At 70.0% G+C, this 18,953-nt stretch carries 17 protein-coding genes, 1 rRNA gene and 1 pseudogene; 9 read left to right on the top strand and 10 right to left on the bottom strand.

Annotated features, from left to right (window positions below):
- Nucleotides 1–23 precede the first annotated feature (23 nt).
- Nucleotides 24–1,859, bottom strand: coding sequence for an NHL domain-containing thioredoxin family protein (locus AB0J88_RS00095; RefSeq protein WP_364353992.1), 1,836 nt, complete (start codon nucleotides 1,857–1,859; stop codon nucleotides 24–26).
- A gap of 70 nt (nucleotides 1,860–1,929) precedes the next feature.
- Nucleotides 1,930–3,771, bottom strand: coding sequence for an acyl-CoA dehydrogenase (locus AB0J88_RS00090; protein ID WP_364353989.1), 1,842 nt, complete (start codon nucleotides 3,769–3,771; stop codon nucleotides 1,930–1,932).
- Between the two features lie 273 nt (nucleotides 3,772–4,044).
- Between AB0J88_RS00090 and AB0J88_RS00085 the strand changes: the two genes are divergently transcribed.
- A complete protein-coding gene (locus AB0J88_RS00085) occupies nucleotides 4,045–4,179 on the top strand; it encodes a hypothetical protein (protein WP_364353986.1) in 135 nt (44 codons plus the stop codon).
- Between the two features lie 3 nt (nucleotides 4,180–4,182).
- On the opposite strand, the gene AB0J88_RS00080 is transcribed toward AB0J88_RS00085, so the two are convergent.
- Both AB0J88_RS00080 and AB0J88_RS00075 read right to left on the bottom strand, forming a co-directional pair.
- Complete coding sequence (locus tag AB0J88_RS00080) at nucleotides 4,183–5,304, bottom strand: PP2C family protein-serine/threonine phosphatase (RefSeq protein ID WP_364353983.1); 1,122 nt, start codon at nucleotides 5,302–5,304, stop codon at nucleotides 4,183–4,185.
- A gap of 74 nt (nucleotides 5,305–5,378) precedes the next feature.
- A complete protein-coding gene (locus tag AB0J88_RS00075; protein WP_364353980.1) occupies nucleotides 5,379–6,026 on the bottom strand; it encodes a septal ring lytic transglycosylase RlpA family protein in 648 nt (215 codons plus the stop codon).
- A 165-nt stretch (nucleotides 6,027–6,191) separates the two neighbouring features.
- Here AB0J88_RS00075 and AB0J88_RS00070 point away from each other — a divergent pair, with 165 nt between their 5' ends.
- Nucleotides 6,192–6,761 carry a phosphoribosyltransferase family protein gene (locus tag AB0J88_RS00070; RefSeq protein ID WP_364353977.1) on the top strand — a complete coding sequence of 190 codons (570 nt, stop codon included), beginning with the start codon at nucleotides 6,192–6,194 and terminating at the stop codon, nucleotides 6,759–6,761.
- Here the strand turns inward: AB0J88_RS00070 and AB0J88_RS00065 are convergent.
- A complete protein-coding gene (locus AB0J88_RS00065; protein WP_364353974.1) occupies nucleotides 6,758–7,321 on the bottom strand; it encodes an NUDIX domain-containing protein in 564 nt (187 codons plus the stop codon). The two genes, AB0J88_RS00070 and AB0J88_RS00065, sit on opposite strands and share 4 nt — an antisense overlap.
- Before the next feature lie 161 nt (nucleotides 7,322–7,482).
- Between AB0J88_RS00065 and AB0J88_RS00060 the strand changes: the two genes are divergently transcribed.
- The 4 genes from AB0J88_RS00060 (at nucleotide 7,483) to AB0J88_RS00045 (ending at nucleotide 9,731) form a co-directional block, all read left to right on the top strand.
- Nucleotides 7,483–7,932, top strand: a complete 450-nt coding sequence (locus tag AB0J88_RS00060; protein WP_364353971.1) for a DUF6232 family protein — start codon at nucleotides 7,483–7,485, stop codon at nucleotides 7,930–7,932.
- Nucleotides 7,933–8,234: 302 nt separating this feature from the next.
- Entirely contained in the window at nucleotides 8,235–9,095 is an 861-nt protein-coding gene (locus AB0J88_RS00055; RefSeq protein WP_364353968.1) for a helix-turn-helix transcriptional regulator, read from the top strand.
- 37 nt (nucleotides 9,096–9,132) lie between these two features.
- Nucleotides 9,133–9,333 carry a DUF397 domain-containing protein gene (locus AB0J88_RS00050; protein ID WP_364353965.1) on the top strand — a complete coding sequence of 67 codons (201 nt, stop codon included), beginning with the start codon at nucleotides 9,133–9,135 and terminating at the stop codon, nucleotides 9,331–9,333.
- Between the two features lie 206 nt (nucleotides 9,334–9,539).
- Complete coding sequence (locus tag AB0J88_RS00045; RefSeq protein WP_364353963.1) at nucleotides 9,540–9,731, top strand: DUF397 domain-containing protein; 192 nt, start codon at nucleotides 9,540–9,542, stop codon at nucleotides 9,729–9,731.
- 690 nt (nucleotides 9,732–10,421) lie between these two features.
- Here the strand turns inward: AB0J88_RS00045 and ndk are convergent.
- Nucleotides 10,422–10,841 (bottom strand): nucleoside-diphosphate kinase, encoded by a 420-nt coding sequence (gene ndk, locus AB0J88_RS00040; protein WP_364353960.1) that lies wholly within the window; start codon nucleotides 10,839–10,841, stop codon nucleotides 10,422–10,424.
- A gap of 1,891 nt (nucleotides 10,842–12,732) precedes the next feature.
- On the opposite strand from ndk, the pseudogene AB0J88_RS00035 reads away from it, so the two are divergent.
- Nucleotides 12,733–13,104: pseudogene (locus AB0J88_RS00035) on the top strand (VOC family protein); the annotation flags it as partial.
- Nucleotides 13,105–13,162: 58 nt separating this feature from the next.
- Nucleotides 13,163–13,546 carry a VOC family protein gene (locus AB0J88_RS00030; protein ID WP_364353957.1) on the top strand — a complete coding sequence of 128 codons (384 nt, stop codon included), beginning with the start codon at nucleotides 13,163–13,165 and terminating at the stop codon, nucleotides 13,544–13,546.
- Here AB0J88_RS00030 and AB0J88_RS00025 read toward each other — a convergent pair.
- From AB0J88_RS00025 to AB0J88_RS00015, 3 genes are all read right to left on the bottom strand, one after another.
- Nucleotides 13,543–14,010, bottom strand: a complete 468-nt coding sequence (locus tag AB0J88_RS00025; RefSeq protein ID WP_364353954.1) for a DUF4233 domain-containing protein — start codon at nucleotides 14,008–14,010, stop codon at nucleotides 13,543–13,545. The genes AB0J88_RS00030 and AB0J88_RS00025 overlap by 4 nt on opposite strands.
- Entirely contained in the window at nucleotides 14,007–15,341 is a 1,335-nt protein-coding gene (locus AB0J88_RS00020; protein WP_364353951.1) for a folylpolyglutamate synthase/dihydrofolate synthase family protein, read from the bottom strand. Before AB0J88_RS00020 ends, AB0J88_RS00025 begins: the two co-directional genes overlap by 4 nt.
- A 70-nt stretch (nucleotides 15,342–15,411) precedes the next feature.
- Nucleotides 15,412–18,015 carry a valine--tRNA ligase gene (locus AB0J88_RS00015; protein WP_364353948.1) on the bottom strand — a complete coding sequence of 868 codons (2,604 nt, stop codon included), beginning with the start codon at nucleotides 18,013–18,015 and terminating at the stop codon, nucleotides 15,412–15,414.
- A gap of 70 nt (nucleotides 18,016–18,085) precedes the next feature.
- Here AB0J88_RS00015 and AB0J88_RS00010 point away from each other — a divergent pair, with 70 nt between their 5' ends.
- Nucleotides 18,086–18,760 carry a hypothetical protein gene (locus tag AB0J88_RS00010; protein WP_364353945.1) on the top strand — a complete coding sequence of 225 codons (675 nt, stop codon included), beginning with the start codon at nucleotides 18,086–18,088 and terminating at the stop codon, nucleotides 18,758–18,760.
- 99 nt (nucleotides 18,761–18,859) lie between these two features.
- Here AB0J88_RS00010 and rrf read toward each other — a convergent pair.
- Nucleotides 18,860–18,953 (bottom strand): 5S ribosomal RNA (gene rrf / locus AB0J88_RS00005); the annotation flags it as partial.

Here is an 18,953-nt window from a genome sequence, read left to right as displayed (position 1 = left end):
GTGCGGTTGAAGCCGTTCGCCTTTCAGCCCTCGTCCAGGCCGCGCAGGACGAGCGCCACCCGCTGGGTGCCGTCGGTGGCCACCTTGATCGGGACGCCCCAGTCCTGGCGGGTCAGGTGACAGGCCGCGTGCTCGGCCTCGGCGTCGCAGGTCGCGGCCTGGGCGACCACCTGGAGCACGCCCCCTTCGACGGCGTCCGAGATGACCAGTCGGCGCCGCAGGTCCGTGGTCGCGCCGGCCCCCTCGACCAGCAGCTCCGGCGGCGAGGCCGAGACCGTGAGCCGGGTCGACGGACCGAACTGCTCGTCGAGCTTCTGCCCGGGCGCCGGCGTGAAGATCACGTCGAGGGTGACCTCACCCGCGGCGACCATCGTCGGCGCGCGCTCGGTGCGGTGCCGGGTGCCGGGTGCCGTCGACCCGCCCGCGGCGGCGAGCGCGCCCGGGGCGAGTGCGGTCAGCCGGTGCGCCGCCGACTCGACGACCAGCACGTCGCCGGCCTGGGTGACGACGATGCCACTGGGCTCGGCGAGCCCGTCGGCCACGGTCGACACGGCGTTGGCGGCCGGGTCGAACCGCCGGATCGCGCCGTTGTAGGTGTCGGCGACCAGCACCGAGCCGTCGGCCAGCGCGCAGACGCCCAGCGGGTGCTGGAAGAGCGCCTGGTCGGCCGGGCCGTCCATGTGCCCGAAGTCGAACAGCCCCTGCCCGGCCGCGGTGTGCAGGACGCCGGCCTCGACGTAGCGCAGCGCGCTGGTCTCGCTGTCGGCGATCCAGAGCCGGCTGCCGTCGGCCGAGGTGGAGAGTCCGGAGGGCTGCGCCATCCAGACGTCGGGCAGCGGGCCGTCCCGTAGCGCCTCGACGGTGGTGCCGGCGTAGACGCCGGTGGTGCGCTTGCCAGGGTCGTACCACCAGAGCTGGTGGATGCCGGCCATCGCGATGATCAGCTGGCCGTCGAACCACGCGACGTCCCAGGGCGACGAGAGGTCGCTCGCCAGCGCGTCGTGCGCGTGGTCGTCGACGGTCGACCGCCATTGCCGGCCGGTGCCGGCGATGGTCACGACCTCGCCGGCGGCCAGCTTGAGGCCGCGCAGCAGGTGGTTGACGGTGTCGGCGACGACGACGTCGTAGCCGACGCCCTCGGCGATGTCGGGCGGCAGCAGGCAGAGCCCCTGTGGCTCGGCGAACTCGGCGGTGTCCGGTCCGCCGTCTTCCCGGCCGCGGGTGCCGGCGCCGATGCGTCGGACGACGGTCTCACCGTCGGGCTCGAGCTCGACGATCGAGTGGCGGGCGGAGTCGGAGACGAGCAGGTTACCGCTGGGCAGCACGAGCGCCTTGCCCGGAAAGCGGAGCGTGGTGGTGGGCGCCTCGGGGGCGACGTACGGTCCGTCGCCTCGGTGCAGGGTCCCCTTGGCCTCGTGGGTGGCGACGAGCTCGTCGATCAGCCGACCGAGCCCCTCGGCGTGCCCCTCCCCGGCCATGGTGGCGACGACATAGCCCTCAGGATCGACGACGGTGAGCGTCGGCCAGGCCTTGGCCGCGTACTGATCCCAGGTGATCAGCTCCGGGTCGTCGAGCACAGGATGATCAACCTCGTACCGCTCGACGGCGTCGCGCAGGGCCTCGGGATCACGCTCGTGCTCGAACTTGGGCGAATGCACCCCGATGACGACGAGCACGTCGCCGTACTTCTCCTCGAGCGGCCGAAGCTCGTCGAGCACATGCAGGCAGTTGATGCAGCAGAAGGTCCAGAAGTCGAGCAGCACGATCTTGCCTCGAAGATCAGCGATCGACAGGTCCCGGCCACCGGTGTTGAGCCAGCCACGACCCTTGAGCTGCGGCGCCCGTACGCGAGGAGTCACCCACCAATCCTGCCTGACGCACGAACGGCGCGCCCCAGCACGGGGTCGCGCCGTTCGTCGTGCCTGCGGTTCAGAAGGCCTCTTCCGGGAGGTCCATCAGGTCAAGGGTGGTGGACTCGATGATGCGACGGTCGGCTCCCAGGCGCGGCAGGACCTCGCGGGCGAAGAAGCGGGCCGCGGCGACCTTGCCCGTGTAGAAGGCGTCCGGACCCTCCGCCAGCTTGCGCAGCGCGACCTCGGCCTGCCGCTGCAGCAGCCAGCCGACGATCAGGTCGCCGACCGCGAGCAGGAAGCGCCGGCTCGCGAGGCCCACCTTGTAGATCGCGCGCGGGTCCGTCGCGGCCTCGCCCAGCCAGCCGGTGAGCACCCCGAGCATCGTCTGGGCCTCGGTCAGGGCCTTGCCCAGCGCGAGCCGCTCCTCCTTGAGCTGGCCGTTGCCGCCCTCGGACTCGATGAACTGCTGGATCTCGCCCGCCACGGTCATCAGCGCGCGGCCCTGGTCCTTCACGATCTTGCGGAAGACCAGGTCGAGGCTCTGGATCGCCGTCGTGCCCTCGTAGAGTGTGTCGATCTTCGCGTCACGGACGTACTGCTCCAGCGGGTAGTCCTGCAGGAAGCCCGAGCCACCGAAGGTCTGGAGGGACTCCGAGCCGAGCATCTCGTACGCCCGCTCCGAACCGAGGCCCTTGACGATCGGCAGCAGGAAGTCGTTGACGCGCTTGGCCAGCTTCTCGCCGGAGGCGTCCCCGGTGTGCGCGGCCAGCTTGATCTTGTCCTGCCACGACGCCGTGTAGACGACCAGGGCGCGCATGCCCTCGGCGTACGACTTCTGGAGCATCAGCGACCGGCGGACGTCCGGGTGGTGCGTGATCGTCACCCGCGGCGCGGCGCGGTCGGCCTGCTGCAACAGGTCGGCGCCCTGCTTCCGCTCCTTCGCGTAGTCCAGCGCGTTCAGGTAGCCGGTCGACAGCGTCGCGATGGCCTTGGTGCCGACCATCATCCGGGCGTACTCGATGATCAGGAACATCTGCCGGATGCCCTCGTGGACGTCGCCCATCAGCCAGCCCTTGGCCGGGACGCCGTGCTCGCCGAAGGTCAGCTCGCAGGTGTTGGAGACCTTGATGCCCATCTTGTGCTCGACGTTGGTGGCGAACACGCCGTTGCGCTCGCCGAGCTCGCCGGTCTCCTCGTCGAAGTGGAACTTCGGCACGATGAACAGCGACAGGCCCTTGGTGCCGGGATCGCCGACGCCTTCGACGCCGACCGGGCGGGCCAGCACGTAGTGGACGATGTTCTCGCTCAGGTCGTGCTCGCCCGAGGTGATGAAGCGCTTCACGCCCTCGAGGTGCCACGAGCCGTCTGGCTGCGGGATCGCCCGGGTGCGGCCGGCACCGACATCGGAACCGGCGTCGGGCTCGGTGAGCACCATGGTCGACGCCCAGCCCTTTTCGATGAACAGCTCGGCCCACTTCTTCTGCCGCTCCGTGCCCTCGCGGTGCAGCGTGGTCGCGAACGACGGGCCGGACGCGTACATCCAGATCGGGGCGTTGGAACCGAGGATCAGCTCGGCCAGCGACCACCACAGGGCGCGCGGCGCCGACGTGCCGCCGAGCTCCGTCGGCAGGTCCAGACGCCAGAACTCGGCATCCATGAACGTGTGGTACGAGCGCTTGAACGCCTCCGGCAGCGGCGCGGTGTGCGTCGCGGGGTCGAAGACGGGCGGGTTGCGGTCGCTGTCGACGTAGCTGGCCGCGAGGTCTTCCCGGGCGAAACGGTCGAGCTCCGCCAGCATGGTGCGGGCGGTGTCGACGTCGACCTCGCTGAACGGCTCCTGGCCGAGGACCCGGTCGATGCCGAACACCTCGAAGAGGTTGAACTCGATGTCGCGCACGTTGCTCTTGTAGTGCGTCATGTGCCTCGGTTCCCCGATCCCAGCGGCGTTGGTTACCCGTCAGTAACACAGGTTATTACCTGCGAGTAGGACTCACAAAGAGCCACAACCGGTGACCGGCGCCACAGTACGTCGATCGGGGCGCCCTTTTTGGACCCGTTTATCGGCTTATGAGGGTCGATATTGGGTGGAGTCAAGTCAACGCGCCGACAGTCGCGTCACCGTTACTGGCCAGAGGTCGTTTTGGTAGTTACCCGCCGCAACCCGACGGCGCAGTTACGCAGGAGGACCCCGATGACTCTCGCCCATCTCGCTGCCCTGCTGCTCAACCCGCGCGCCGGCTATGTCGGCCGGCACCGCGCGCCCGAAGCCGACCGGTTCGTCGCCTCAGCGGCCGTGCCTCAGCTCGCCGCCGCCAAGGCGCCCTGAAGGCTACTCACTCCCAACCTCCCAGCTCGGGATACTGGCGGTGGTGACGGGGCGCTGACCGGCGTACTCCATGAGGACGACAGCGATGTCGTCGTCGAGCCGCCCGTGCACCCACTCCACCAGCGCCGTCTCGAGTGAGGCCAGCCCGTCGCCGACCGTGCCGTGGCCGAGCAACCGCCACGCGCGGTCGGCGATCGGGAAGAACTCGCCCTCCCGGCGCGCCTCGCCCAGGCCGTCGGTGAACAGCAGGAGACGGTCGCCGGGTTCGAGCCGCTCGACGCGCGGGCGGACCACCGGCATGAAGCCCAGCGGTGGTGCGGGCGCCGGCGGCTCCAACGGGATCACCTCGCCGCGGCGGAGCAGCAGCGGCGCCGGGTGCCCACAGTTGACGATCGTCAGCGTCCCGCCGCGCTCCTCGACCAGCGCGGCCGTCACGAAGTCCTCGTCGCCCACGCTGCGCGCCACGGCCCGGTCCAGGTCGGCCACGATCGCGCGCAGGTCGGCGCGCTCGTAGGCGACGTGCCGGTAGGAGCCCAGGACGATGCTCGCGGTGCGGACGGCGTCGAGGCCCTTTCCGCGTACGTCGCCGATGATGACCCGCACGCCGTACGGCGTGTCGAGGCACTCGTAGAGATCGCCGCCGATCTCGGCGGTCGCGGTGGCGGAGATGTAGCGGCCGGCCACCGAGAGCGAGCCCATCTGCGGCACGATCGGGCGGAGCACGGCCTGCTGCGCCACCTGGGCCAGTTTGGACAATTCCGCGATCTTCGCCGCCTGGCGCTCCCGGATCACCGCCACGACCGCCGCTATCGCCGTGGCCAGCGCGACGCCGACGACGTTGACGCCGGTAGCCAGCGACACGCCCCGGGCCGCCAAGGCGAACGCGATGCCGACCACCGTGGCGAGCACGCCGACCGCGAGCACCATCCGCCAGGACGCGAACGCCGCGGCCAGGAAGGGCGCGGTCGCTACCAGGCCGACGTAGTTGGCGCCGATGCCGTCGGCGATCTCCACCGCCGACACGATCGCGAGCAGCACGAGGGCCGCGCCGAGGCCGGCGCGGGAACCAGGGCTGAGCGGGCGGCGGCCCGCCGGGGCGAACTGCATGGGTACGCGGAACAGCATGCCTGATGGACGTGCGGGACAGAACGAAGTTGGCCCCTCGGCCATCCGGTTCTGACCGACCCGGTTGGTCGCCGTCAGTTGTCGAGGACGTCGTACTTGACGGTCAACTCGCCCTGGCTCAGGTTCGCGATCGCCCGGAACGCCGCGCGGGACAGGTCGATGCAGCGTCCGTCGACGAACGGGCCGCGGTCGTTGATGCGGACGACCACGGACTTGCCGTTGTCGGGGTTCGTCACCCGTACGCGCGTGTCGAACGGCAGGGTCTTGTGCGCGGCCGTCAGCGCCTCGGGGTTGAACGTCTCGCCGTTGGCGGTCAACTGACCCTCGTCGTAGTAGGACGCGCCACAGGTGCCGCTGCTGACCACGGAGCCACCGCTGGAAGCCGGCTTGCTCGTGCTGGTCTTCTCCGGCGTGGGCTTCTTCGAGCTCGGCGCACGGACGCTGCCACGCGAGGTGTGAGCGGGCGAGCGGGTCGCCTTGGGTTTCGGCGTGGGACTTGTGGTGGGTGTCGCCGCTACCGTGGGTGATGGTTGCTCCGCGCTCGGTGCAACTTCCGTCGATTGTGGAACTTCGATCCGGCTGACGGTCGACGCGGACTTCTCCTCGGTCAGCTTGAGGGCGCCGAAAGCGCCGCTGACCAGCAGCGCCAGCACGACGACCGCGGTCGCCACAGGCCCGAACAGCGAGGCTGCGCCCCGTTGACTGGTATGCCTACCCGCCACGATCTCGGGCTCCTTCCGCCGGGGGTGAACCGCTGCGGACCGTACGCAGAGTGGTACGTCGGATGTCAACGTGATCATTGGCTTTCGCCCGACTATGGACCGAAACGTTCAACCGATCGACTGACCCTGCGGTGGGCCGCGGGTGCCGATGTGCAGGATGGTCCCGTGGCCACCTCTCCGCCGTTGCGGGACGACTCGTTGCGCGCTGCCCTCGCCGAGGCGTTCCGCTGGTTCGACCCCGGCGCACACAGCGACCACCTCGTCAGCGACGTGTCCGGTTGGTGGCATTCGCCGGAGCTGTTGGCGTCCGTCGGGCCGGCGTTGGCCTCGCTGTTCGCGAAGGAGGCGCCGACGCTGGTCGTATCGCCCGAGGTCACCGGCTTCCTGCTCGGGCCGCTGGTGGCGGTCGCACTCGGGGTCGGCTTCGCGCCGGCGGTCAAGGACGGCGGCGACCGGCGCCTGGTCGACCGGGTGACCTGGGCGCGCACGTCACCCGACTACCGGGGGCGCGAGCTTCGGTTGGGCGTACGCGACCGGCAGATCCGCCCGACCGACCGGGTGCTGGTGGTGGACGACTGGGTGGCTACCGGTGCGCAGGTGCGGGCCCTCTACGACGTCGTCGCCCGGCGGGGCGCGACGGCAGTCGGGTGCGCGGCGATCGTGGACGCCGGCCCGGCGCCGCTGGCCGCGGATTTGCGGCTGCGGTCGCTGTTGACGGCGGCGGACCTGCGCTAGTCGGTGGCGGACCTGCGCTGGTCGGTGGCGGACCTGCGCTGGTCGGTGGCGGACCTGCGCTGGTCGGTGGCGGACCTGCGCTGGTCGGTGGCGAACCAGGCGGCGGTGTGGCCCGCCAGCGCGCGTTCGAGCCGCAGGGTCGCGACCTCGTCGAGCGGCGGGTGGTCGTCGACGGGGAACCAGCCGACGTCCAGCGACTCGTCGTCGTTGACGGTCGCGGCCGCGGTCGCCGTCGTTGGTCGGCAGGCGAAGGTGACGTTGAGGTATTGGCAGACGTCGCCGTTGGGATAGGTCACGACCGGGCCGACGGTCACCGACGTGATCCGCTCGGGTTCGACGCGCACGCCGGTCTCCTCGAAGACCTCCCGCACGATCGCGGCGGCCGGCTCCTCGCCCGGCTCCGGGATGCCGGAGATCAATGACCACCGGCCCGTGTCGGCCCGGCGGCCCAACAGGATCTCGCCGGCCGCGTTCTGGACGACGGCGCTGACGCCGGGGAGCCAGAGCGGAGCGTGCCCGATATGTGCTCGGATGTCGGTTATGAAGCTCGGAGTCGCCACGGGATCACCCTAGACACGGGTTGCCGCAGCTAGAGCCAGCTACCACCCCGAGAGATCACAGACGGGTATAGCGCTATCTGCCATATTGCAGATTGGGGTCTACCGGAGAGCTAGGTATCCCGGGTCCAATAGAGACAGCGAAAACCCGGGAGGAGGTCCAGATGCCCACCTACTATCCCGGTCCGGACGTGAAGATCACCGACAAGGCCTTCACCGTCCTGGGCGATCGGCCGAGCCGATTCCAGATCAAGGACCTGGTCGACCCGTACGTCGTCCGCGGCGAACGGCACCCCGCTGGCGTGGTGACCGGACGCTTCGCCATCGGCACCGTGGTGATCGGCACCGTGAGCTGGCCGATCCACGACTCCCTGCTCCTGCACGCGGCCATCCTGGTCGCGGTCGCCATTCCCGTGCTGGCGACCGGTGCGTGCCTACGGGCCGCCCCACGCACGTACCAGCTGTGGGCGGTCCACCGGTCGACGGACGTCTGCCTCTACAGCACCGCTCATCCGGCACGGTTCGGCCAGGTTCGGCGGGCCCTGGTGCGAGCCGTCGAGGAACAGCATCGCCAGCGCGCTACGACGTCGTGGCTGCGCGAGCTCGAACGCTGAGCTGCCCCGATCGGGCGCCGAGGGTGGACCGGCCCACCCTCGGCGTCTCGCTGCGTTTTTCAGCGTCCCTTGCGGCCACTCCCCGTCGTTGGTGTGCCACTCTGCGATATGGCTGGTTGCGGGATAGCGGTGAGGGAGGTCGCGATGCATAATGTCGGTGACCCGCGCGTCCGGCTGACAGGCGTAACACTTGCAACTTACGCTGGCAGCGACATCACTGCCCGAGGGGCCGCAAACAGCGACACGGCACGCCGCCGTACGCCCGACGCGCGCTCTTATGCTGGACAAGGAGAGCGCCAACGATGGCCGACTCGCCCTACGTAGCGCGCCGTCGCGTGCGGTTGGCGATCCGGCGCGCTCGTGACGGCAAGGGCTTCACCCAGTCCGACGTGGCCGAGGCCATGGAATGGTCACTGTCCAAAGTGATGCGCATCGAGAGCGGCGAGGTCACGATCTCGCAGAACGACCTGCGGCCGCTGCTCAGCTATCTCGGCGTGAAGGACAAGGCGGAAATCGAGTCGCTGGTCGCTTCCGCCAAGCTTTCGAAGCAGCGTGCACAGTGGTGGGAGACACCGCAATATCGCGACCTCCTGACGCCGGCCATCGTCCAGCTCATCGGTCTCGAGCTGGCCGCGCAGGAGATTCAGTATTTCTATCCGATGGTGGTGCCCGGCCGTCTGCAAACTCCGGCGTACACCCGGGCGGTGTTCGAGACCTTCGCCGGTGAGCTCAGCGAAGAAGCCATCGAGGCGCGGATCCGCATGCGCGAGATGCGCCGGCAGAGCTTCCTCGACGCCGCCGAGCACCCCGACGTCAACCTGGTGCTCGACGAGTCAGTGCTCTACCGCCAGGTCGGTGGCGCCGAAGTCCTGCGTCACCAGCTCGAACACCTCCTCGATCTGATCAGCGACCGACGGATCGCCGTGCGGATCATTCCTTTCAAGGAACAATCGCCGATTCCCATGCTGGCGACCTACGAAATTGTCTCCCTCGTCGACGGCACCACCGTTCTCTATCGCGAGAGCGACACCCTCGACGAGATTGTCGAAGACCACGAGAAAATCAAGCGGCATCGGGAGATCTTCGACCGCGTTTGGCAAGCGGCGTACGACGAGCCAACCTCGGCGGGGCTAATCAAGGACCACGCCACCGCGCTGTCCTGAAACCGCTATACATAACCACGGACGAAAGGCACGTCAGTTGAAGAAGTCGAGTGCGGCCATCTCATGGCGCAAGAGCAGCCGGTGCGCGTCCGGCGCTTGCGTCGAGGTCGCTGACGCGGTGGACATGGTCCTGATGCGGGACTCCAAGTCGCCGGCGGGGGAGCCGCTGGAGTTCCCCAAGGGTGTGTGGACCAACTTCATGATCGACCTCAAAGAGGGACGATTCCACGCAAACTGATTAGCGATTGTGAGCCGCGGGCGTCGCGGTATATCTGATATCAAGGTAAACGCGGCTCACGATCGACTCGTTCTTCAGATGCCACAAATAACGCAAACCACCGCGCAGTATCGCATTAACTGGCACTCCTTGCGTTCATTCACGTTCCCTGTGTTCAGGTAGGTGCTTACCCTAGGCGGTAGGTCACTACTAGGGAGCGTGACTGCATGTCAAAAGATCAAAGCCAGATCAAATGGCTTAAGCGCTGCGCGACCGGCGCCTGTGTGGAGGTCGGCGCGCTCAACGGTCAAGTGCACGTCCGTGATTCCAAGGACCCCGCCGGGCCGATCGTGTCCTTCTCCTGCTCAGCGTGGAGCGAGTTCGTCACTGGCCTCCGCGAGGGCCAACTCAGCCGCTGACCCGCGGCCCGCCGGGAGCGACCATCGCCATCGCCCCGAGCCCCTCCCCTCGCCCGCCCGACCGCGGCGCTTAGTGCGAACAGCCGGAATCGCACCGCCGTCCAGCCCAACCGACACCGTTGCGGCCCAGGTCAAGGCGTCGCCGTCCCGACGCCGAGTCCGACAGAACGCCTTGACCGCCGCGGCGGCGTGCTCACCGCGAGCCCGGCGAACGCCGGTCGCCGCGCCGGGCTCGAGCACGATCTCGAGCCGGTCGCAACAGGAACCGGCGCACGCCGGTGGAGGCGGAGGCCCGCTGTGGCCCGCAGCCGCGCGCGGCGAGCGACCATCGAGTGGATGCGAAGTCACGATCGCACCCCAACGCCACGGGCCTACGTTGGCGTCAAAGCCGGGATTCCCGGTCATAGCGCTGGACACCACGAGCGCTGCGCAAGACCACTTAGTGGTCGCCGGGCGTCGCCTCGGCGCGGCGTCGTGTCGGCGACGGGCCCGTAAGGTGCCGCGGTGGTGTCGGACCACCGCGGGCGCTGTTCGGGCGCGGAGCTGGCAGCGAGCGTAAGCGAGCGGTCTCCGGCGGGAGCGACGGTCGCGCTCCCGGCGGACCCGGGACTAGATCTTGATCGGTCCCGGTCTCCGGCGGGAGCGACGGTCTTGCTCCCACCGGATCCGGGACTAGGCCTTGGTCGGTCCTTATGCGCTGGGGAACCAGAGGGCGATCTCGCGCTTCGCGCTCTCCGGGGAGTCGGAGGCGTGCACCAGGTTCTCGCGGTTCGAGAGGGCGAGGTCGCCGCGGATGGTGCCCGCGGCTGCCTTGCGGGCGTCCGTGGCGCCGACCAGGGTGCGGACGACCTCGATCGCGGTGTCGCCGCTCAGGATCAGGGCTACCAGCGGCGCGCTGGTCATGAACTCCTTGAGCGGCGGGTAGAACGGCTTCTCGACGTGCTCGGCGTAGTGCGCGTCGGCGAGGTCCGCGTCCATCCGGCGCACGACCATCGCGTCGATGGTCAGGCCCTTGCGCTCGAAGCGGCTCAGGATCTCACCGACCAGGCCGCGGTGGACCGCGTCGGGCTTGATCAGCACGAGCGTGCGCTCGACTGGGCTGCTGGACACGTTGAACACCCTCCTGAAGCTGGGAGGGTCATGTTACCGATGGTGGATCACCCACTGTCTGCCGGCTCTTCCCTATGCGGGCGCACGGGGCCTAGCCTTCTTGGTGACTCAGGGGAGGTCCACAGTGGCGAACGGCAACCGCCGCCCGCTAGCACCGGTCCGGAAGCTGTTCGCCGCGGTGCTCGGCACCTGCGCGCTGTTCGTGGTCCTGTTCGGGATCGGCATGCAGAGCCTGGCGATCGTCGCGCTCGGCATCGCCCTGATCGTGCTCGCGGTCGGGCTTGTGCTGGTCACAGCCATTCGCGGTGGGGCACGGGCCTGGGTGGCCGGCACCGCGCACGTCCACAGCGTCTCCGAGCCGCCGGCCTCGTCGGTGTTCGGGCGGTGCGAGCTACAGGTGCTGGTCGACGCGCCAGGCGTCGCGGGGCGGCTGGTTCGGATGCGCGACCCGCGCGTACCCGTCGCCAAATGGCCCGACGTCGGCGCCAGCTTGCCGATCATGGTCGCCATCGACGATCCGCGGCACATCCGCATCCTCTGGGACGAGGTGCTCACCCACGCCGAGGCCGCGACCGCCACCCGCGACGACGAGCTCGGCCCCCTCGAAGACGACGAGACGCGCTGGCCGCGGCCGGAGGACGACTACGTGCCCCCGGCGCCGGTCGAGACCATCGAGACGACCACCGCCGACCTGACCGACGAGCTCAGCGGCCTGCGCGAGCCGACCGAGCCGGTGGTAGTGCACCAGACCCCCGGCGGTCCGATCGTGGTCGAGGGCACGCTGGTCGACCCGCCCGTCGCCGACGCGCCGCCGCTGGCCCGCCGGGCCCCGCGGCCGAACCCGCACAAGACACGGGCGGAAAGGGCAGCACGGTCAGGGGGTACGGCCACCGCGACCGCTCCGCCGCCCACCGACGTGCCGGGGCAACGGGGCGCGGCCGGGCCGAACACCGGGCGGCCCGACGACGTCTTCGACCAGGACGCGGCCTGGGCCGAGCCGCTGTTCACGGAACGGCGGGTCAGCCGGCCGGCTTCTGCGGGCTCCGGACCAGCCGATTCGGAAGGAGATGCGGCCAGCGGTCGGCCGGCCGAGGCGCGGATGGGCTCCGGCGCGGTGACCGAGGCCGACGACGAGCCGGCGGCTGCCGATCGAGGCGTCGGTGTCGATGCGGCTGAGACGAGCGCCGAGTCGGCGACCGAGACCGCTCATGGCGCCGGCGAACACACCGAGACCAGCGACAACGCCACGGGCTCCGCCGAGCCGCCACCGGCCGCTCACGACGCGGGCGGATCCGCCGAGGAGAGCGACGAGGTCGCCGGCCCCAGCGGGCACACCGCGAAGGGTGGGGCGCAGCGGGTCGACGAGTCGACGCCTTCCGCCCACGGCGCCGGCGGGCTCGCTGAGACCGGCGGCAACGCCGCGAAGGGTGCGGCGCAGCGGGCCGACGAGTCGACGCCCACCGTCCACGGCGCCGGCGGGCTCTCCGAGACCAGCGACAACGCCACAAAGAGTGCGGCGCAGCGGGCCGACGAGTCGACGCCCACCGGCGGGCAGGCCGACAACGCGGCGGAGTCGGCGCCTCTTACCCACGGCGCTGCGGGACCGACAGTGATCCGCGGCGCGGGCGTGCCGGAGAGTCGCGATGAGCGAGTCGAGGAGAGCAGCGACGACGATTCGGGCGAAGGCTGGTCGGCCGGCAGCCGTGGTGAGCAGGCCGCTGCCCTGGCCGATAGCGGCACGGCTGCTTCCCTCCGGTCGGAGGGCGACGCCCCCAAGGCCAAGGATGACGAGCCGGCGCGGAGCGGCACCAACGGCGACGGTGACGACGGCGTGTTCGCTGACCTCTACACCGCATACCCCAGCGCCCGGCCCGGCGACACAGGCGCGACCATCCACGGGGTCGGGCTGACCTTCCTGGTCCGCGACCTCGGCCGCTCGGTCGCCTTCTACCGCGACATGCTCGGCTTCCAGGAGATCGACACCGGCGAGCACAACGCCGTCCTGGCGTCCGGTGACACCCGCATGGTGCTCCGCGAGATCAAGGACGCGTCGACGGTCAACCGGCGGCTGGTCCACCTCAACCTCGAGGTCGGCGACGTCATGACGGTGTACGAGGATCTGCGCGCGAAGGGCGTCCGGTTCACGTACCCGCCGCGCGTGGTCAACCGCGGCGTGAAGTTGGAGCTCTGGGCGGCCGCGTTCAAGGACCCCGACGGCCACGGCATCGCGATCACGCAGTGGCGCAGCCGGGAAACGGGGTAGCCCGAACGCCCCACCCGTGGCAGGTTGGTGATCCAGCCTGGACGAGAGGAGCGCCGCTGTGGCGCCTACGGTGCTTAACGTCGCGTTCGACTGTGCCGACCCGTACGCGTTGGCGTCGTTCTGGAGCAAGGTCATGTCGGCGCCGCTGGCCGACGACGACCTCCCCGGCGACCCGGCGGCGAGCATCGCGCTGCCCAGCGGCCTGAACCTGTACTTCCAGACCGTGCCAGAGCCGAAGACCGCGAAGAACCGCGTGCACATCTGCCTGCGCCCGGACGTGCCGCGCGACGAGGAGGTCGATCGGGTGCTCGCCCTCGGCGCCACGATCGTCGACGACCGCCGCCATCCCGCCCCAGGCGAAGACGGCGGCTGGGTCGTGTGCGCCGACCCCGAGGGCAACGAGTTCTGCATGCTGCGCAGCCCGGGCGATCCGCACCCCTAACCGAGGATCGAGCGCCTGACGTAGAGGATGTAGACCCACACTAGGCCGAAGATCACGCCCAGCGCGAAGAGCGACCAGTGCAGGAAGCCGCCGAGCAGAAGCGCACCTTGTACGACGGTGCCGGCCGTCCAAACCCACGGCCGGCGCAGCATCCCGCACAGCACGAAGCAGCTGACGCTGAGCGCGACAACGGCCCAGACAGCGCCGGCGCTGAGATGGCCGCCGAGCAGCCGGATCGGCTGGATCGCCAGCAGCAGCACGATCCCCTGCAGACCGAGAGCCGCCGCGCCCATCCCGCGCACCGCACCAGCCGGGTTCCGCAACCCCGACCGGCGATAACCGGCCGGCACCTCCTCCGGGCCGGCTCCGGCCGCGGTGGTCTCGTCCGCCGTGGCCTCGCTCGCGGAGGCCTCGTTTGGTGTGGCCTCGTCTGGCGTGGGGCGGGTGTCGTCCGGGCTCGTCATCGCTTCAGCAGCGTCCGTGCCTCGGCCACCGTGATGACCGAACCTGTCACGATCACGCCTACGCCGCTGAGCTCGCCTTCGACGTCGGTCTCGGCGAGTACGACCGCGGCCTCGATCGCGTCCGGCATGGTGGCGGCGGTCTCGACCCGGTCGGGGCCGAAGACCTCCGCGGCCACCGCCGCGAGTTCGTCGACCGGCATCGCGCGCGGTGAGCTGTTGCGGGTGACCACGACCGCGTCGACCACCGGCTCGAGCAGGTCCAGGATGCCGGTCACGTCCTTGTCGGCCAGCACGGCGACCACCGCGACCAGCTTGCTGAACGCGAACTCCTCCTGGAGAGCGGTCACCGTGGCGGCCATGCCGTGCGGGTTGTGGGCGCCGTCGAGCAGGATGGTCGGCGCGCTGCGTACGCGCTCCAGCCGGCCCGGCGACGACGTGGCCGCGAAGCCCTCGCGGACCGTCTCGACCACCAGTTGGCGGTCGGCGCCGGCGCCGAGGAACGCCTCGACCGCGGCCAGCGCCACGGCCGCGTTCTGGGCCTGGTGCGCGCCGTGCAGCGGCAGGAAGATCTCGTCGTACTCGCCGCCCAGGCCCTGCAGGGTCAGCACCTGGCCGCCGACGGCGAGCGTCCGGCGCAGTACGCCGAACTCGCCGCCCTCGCGGGCGATGGTGGCGCCGACCTCGGCGCAGCGCTCGAGCAGCGGCCGGGCGGCCTCCTCGGTCTGCGCCGCGGTGATCACGGTCGCGCCCTTGTGGATGATGCCGGCCTTGGCCCAGGCGATCTCCTCGATCGTGTCGCCGAGCCACTCGGTGTGGTCGAGGCCGATCGGGGTGATGACGCAGACGCCGGCCTGGATCACGTTGGTCGAGTCGTCGGCGCCGCCGAGCCCGACCTCGACCACTGCCACCTCGACCGGTGCGTCGGCGAAGGCCGCGAACGCGAGCGTGGTGGTCATGTCGAAGTAGGTCAGCGGCTCGTCGTGCCGGTCGTCGACGAGCGCGGCCAGCGGCTCGACCTCCCGGTAGACCGAGACGAACCGGTCCTCGGAGATCGGCTCGCCGTCGAGGCTGATCCGCTCGCGCACCGTCTCCAGGTGCGGGCTCGTGTAGCGCCCGGTGTGGATGCCGAATGCCCGCAACAGCGAGTCGATCATCCGGGCGGTCGAGGTCTTGCCGTTGGTCCCGGTGAGATGGATCGACGGGTACGCCCGCTGGGGCGAGCCGAGCAGGTCGAGCAGCTCCTCGATCTTGCTCAGGTCGAACACCATCCGGATGTTGCCGCGCGCTTCTAGAGCGGCGTCCACCTCCCGGAACTCTTCCGATGACGTCATGCCGCCGCCTCCCTCCGGTCAGCGGAGCACGATCCCACGAGGCTGAGCCGCCCGCGCTCGCTTCGCTCGCTCATGCCGGCAGCGCCTCCAGGGCGGCGTCGATCCGCGCCAGGTCGGCCTCCGCCGTGGCCAGGCGCTCCTTGATCTTGTTGACGACCTGCTCGGGTGCCTTGCCGACGAACGCCTCGTTGCCGAGCTTGGCCCGGCACTGCGCGGCCTCCTTCTCGGCGACCCCGCGGTCCTTGGTCAACCGAGCCCGCTCGGCCACGAGGTCGACCGCGCCGCGGGTGTCGAGGTCGACCCGCACGCCGCCGGCGACGGACAGCGTCGCGGAGGCGGCGAAGTCAGCGTCGGCGTCGTCGAGCCGGGCCAGCGACCGGATCAGCCATTCGTGCGGCGCCACCACGCCAAGGCCGTCGAGCCGCGCGGAAACCCGCTGCGACGGACGCACGCCCTGGTCGTTGCGGAACCGGCGGATCTCGGTGACCACCCGCTGGAGCGCGTCGATCTCGGCTTCGGCCCCGTCGTCGACCAGCGCCTTGTCGAGCTGCGGCCACTCGGCCTTGGCGACCGTGCCGGCGCCGTTGATCGCGATCCACAGCTCGTCGGTGACGAACGGGATGACCGGGTGCAGCAGCCGCAGCAGCTGGTCGAGCACGTGGCCGAGGACGCGCCGGGTGGCGTCGGCGGCCGGACCGCCGGCGGCCAGCACCGGCTTGCTCAGCTCGACGTACCAGTCGCAGACGTCGTCCCACGCGAAGTGGTAGAGGACGTCGCAGATCTTGGCGAACTCGAAGCGCTCGTACTGCTCGTCGACCTCGTCGACCACGTGCTGCAGCCGCGACAGGATCCACCGGTCGACGGTGGAGAGCTCGGTCGGCAGCGGCCCGCTGACGTGCGCGCCGTTCATCAGGGCGAACCGGGTCGCGTTCCAGAGCTTGTTGCAGAAGTTGCGGGAGCCCTGGCACCACTCTTCGCTGACGGGCACGTCCTGGCCGGGGTTGGCGCCGCGGGCCAGCGTGAACCGGGTCGCGTCGGCGCCGAACCGGTCCATCCAGTCGAGCGGGTCGACCACGTTGCCGAACGACTTCGACATCTTCTTGCCGTGCTCGTCGCGGACCATGCCGTGCAGCGCGATCACGTCGAACGGCTGCTTGCCGTCCATCGCGTACAGGCCGAACATCATCATCCGAGCGACCCAGAAGAACAGGATGTCGTACCCGGTGACCAGCACGCTCGTGGGATAGAAGCGCTGCAGGTCCGGGGTCTGCTCGGGCCAGCCGAGGGTGGAGAACGGCCACAGGCCGCTGGAGAACCAGGTGTCGAGGACGTCGGTGTCCTGCTCCCAGCCCTCGCCCGGCGGCTCCTCGTCGGGACCGACGCAGCGCACCTCGCCGTCGGGGCCGTACCAGACGGGGATCCGGTGTCCCCACCACAGCTGGCGCGAGATGCACCAGTCGTGCATGTTGTCGACCCAGGCGAAGTAGCGCTTGGCCATGTCCTCGGGGTCGATCCGGACCCGGCCGTCGCGCACCGCGTCGCCAGCGGCCTTGGCCAGCGGGCCGGTGTTGACGAACCACTGGAGCGACAGCCGCGGCTCGACCGTGGTGCGGCATCGCGAGCAGTGCCCGACGGCGTGCAGGTAGGGCCGCTTCTCGGCGACGATCAGGCCCTGCTCGCGCAGTGCCGCGACAACGGCCGGGCGGGCCTCGTACCGGTCAAGGCCCTCGAACGGTCCTGGCACGGTGATCACGCCGCGCTCGTCCATCATGGTGATGCTGGGCAGGTTGTGCCGCTGCCCGATCTCGAAGTCGTTGGGGTCGTGCGCCGGGGTCACCTTCACGGCGCCGGTGCCGAACGCCGGGTCGACGTGCTCGTCACCGACGATCGGGATGCGCCGGCCGGTCAGCGGGAGCTCGACCTCGGTGCCGATCAGGTGCTTGTAGCGCTCGTCGTCCGGGTGCACCGCGACCGCCGTGTCACCGAGCATCGTCTCCGCGCGGGTGGTGGCGACGACGATCTCGTCGCTGTAGCGGATCGAGACCAACTCGCCCTCGTCGTCGCTGTGCACGACCTCGATGTCGCTGAGCGCGGTGAGGCATCGGGGGCACCAGTTGATGATGCGGTTGGCGCGGTAGATCAGGCCGTCGTCGAAGAGCTTCTTGAACATGGTCTGCACGGCCCGGGACAGGCCCTCGTCCATGGTGAAGCGTTCGCGGCTCCAGTCGACGGAGTCGCCGAGCCGGCGCATCTGGCCGAGGATGGCGCCGCCGGACTCCGCCTTCCACTGCCAGACCCGCTCGACGAACGCCTCGCGGCCCAGGTCGTGACGCGACAGCCCCTCCTGGCCGAGCTGGCGCTCGACGAGGTTCTGGGTGGCGATGCCGGCGTGGTCCATGCCCGGCAGCCAGAGCGCCTCGTAGCCCTGCATCCGCCGGCGCCGCACCAGGGCGTCCATCAGAGTGTGCTCGAACGCGTGACCCATGTGCAGGGAGCCCGTGACGTTGGGCGGCGGGATCACGATCGTGAACGGCGGCTTGTCGCTCGCCACGTCGGCGGTGAAGACACCGTCGGATACCCAGGCCTCGTAGCGCCGACTCTCTACGTCCGCCGGCGTGTATTGCGCAGGCAGGGTCGGTGTCGCGAGCTCGCTGGTCTCCGGTGTCTGGGTCACCCGTGAAGTCTACGGAGCGTTCCCGGCGACCCCGCATGCGACCACCGGCTGTTCCGTTACGGTGGCCTGCATGTCGAACGACCGAATCTCCGAGGCCGACCCAGGCGAGCCGATCGATGTCACGCCGCCCGTCTGGGCCGCGTCGCCGGACTCGCCCGACGAAGAAGAGGGTCCGCGTCAGCCGATGTCGAAGCGCCGGCGGATCGTGCTGGCCTCGGTCGCCGCGGTCGGTGTGGCCGGTTTGGCCGCGGTCGGCATCTGGGGCGGGCGGATCGCCTCGCAGCAGGATCCGACGATGTCGACTCCCGCCTCCGTGGCCGGGCTCCAGCTCAACAACAGCGCCGACGCGGCCGCGACGGCCGAGGACCTCAAGGCGGCCTTCGCCGCCGGCATCGACCTGAAGAAGAGCGTGGGCGCGGTCTACACGGATCCCGCGGCGACCGACCGCAGCGTTCTCTTCTTCGGGGGTACGGCCTTGCTGTGGTCGCCGTCGAAGGACCTGGACACGCTCTTCGGCCTGGTCGGCGACGAGTCGGGCACGGTCGACGGTTTGCACGAGGTGCCCGCCGGCGATCTCGGTGGCGTCATGAAGTGCGGCACGACCGCGGTCGACGACGGCGGCACCATGGCTGTCTGCGGCTGGGCCGACCACGGGGCGACCGGGATGGCACTGTTCCCGTCGCGTACTCCGGACGAGGCGGCGGACCTGATGCGGCAGATGCGTGACGCGGTTCAGAGCCGCTGAGGTTTGTTGGCGCCCCGCTGTTTTGCGGGGCGCTTCTCTTTGCCGGTTGGAAATACAATTAAGGGCCACCCCGTGAGGGGTGGCCCTTAATTGGAAGATGTCCGGCGGTGTCCTACTCTCCCACACCCTCCCGGGTGCAGTACCATCGGCGCTGGAGGGCTTAGCTTCCGGGTTCGGAATGTGACCGGGCGTT

Source organism: Asanoa sp. NPDC049475 (assembly GCF_040676915.1).
In the GTDB taxonomy this organism is placed as follows: domain Bacteria; phylum Actinomycetota; class Actinomycetes; order Mycobacteriales; family Micromonosporaceae; genus Asanoa.
The sequence above is the reverse complement of the archived record's forward strand: the minus strand, read 5'-3'. Positions and strand labels throughout refer to the sequence as shown.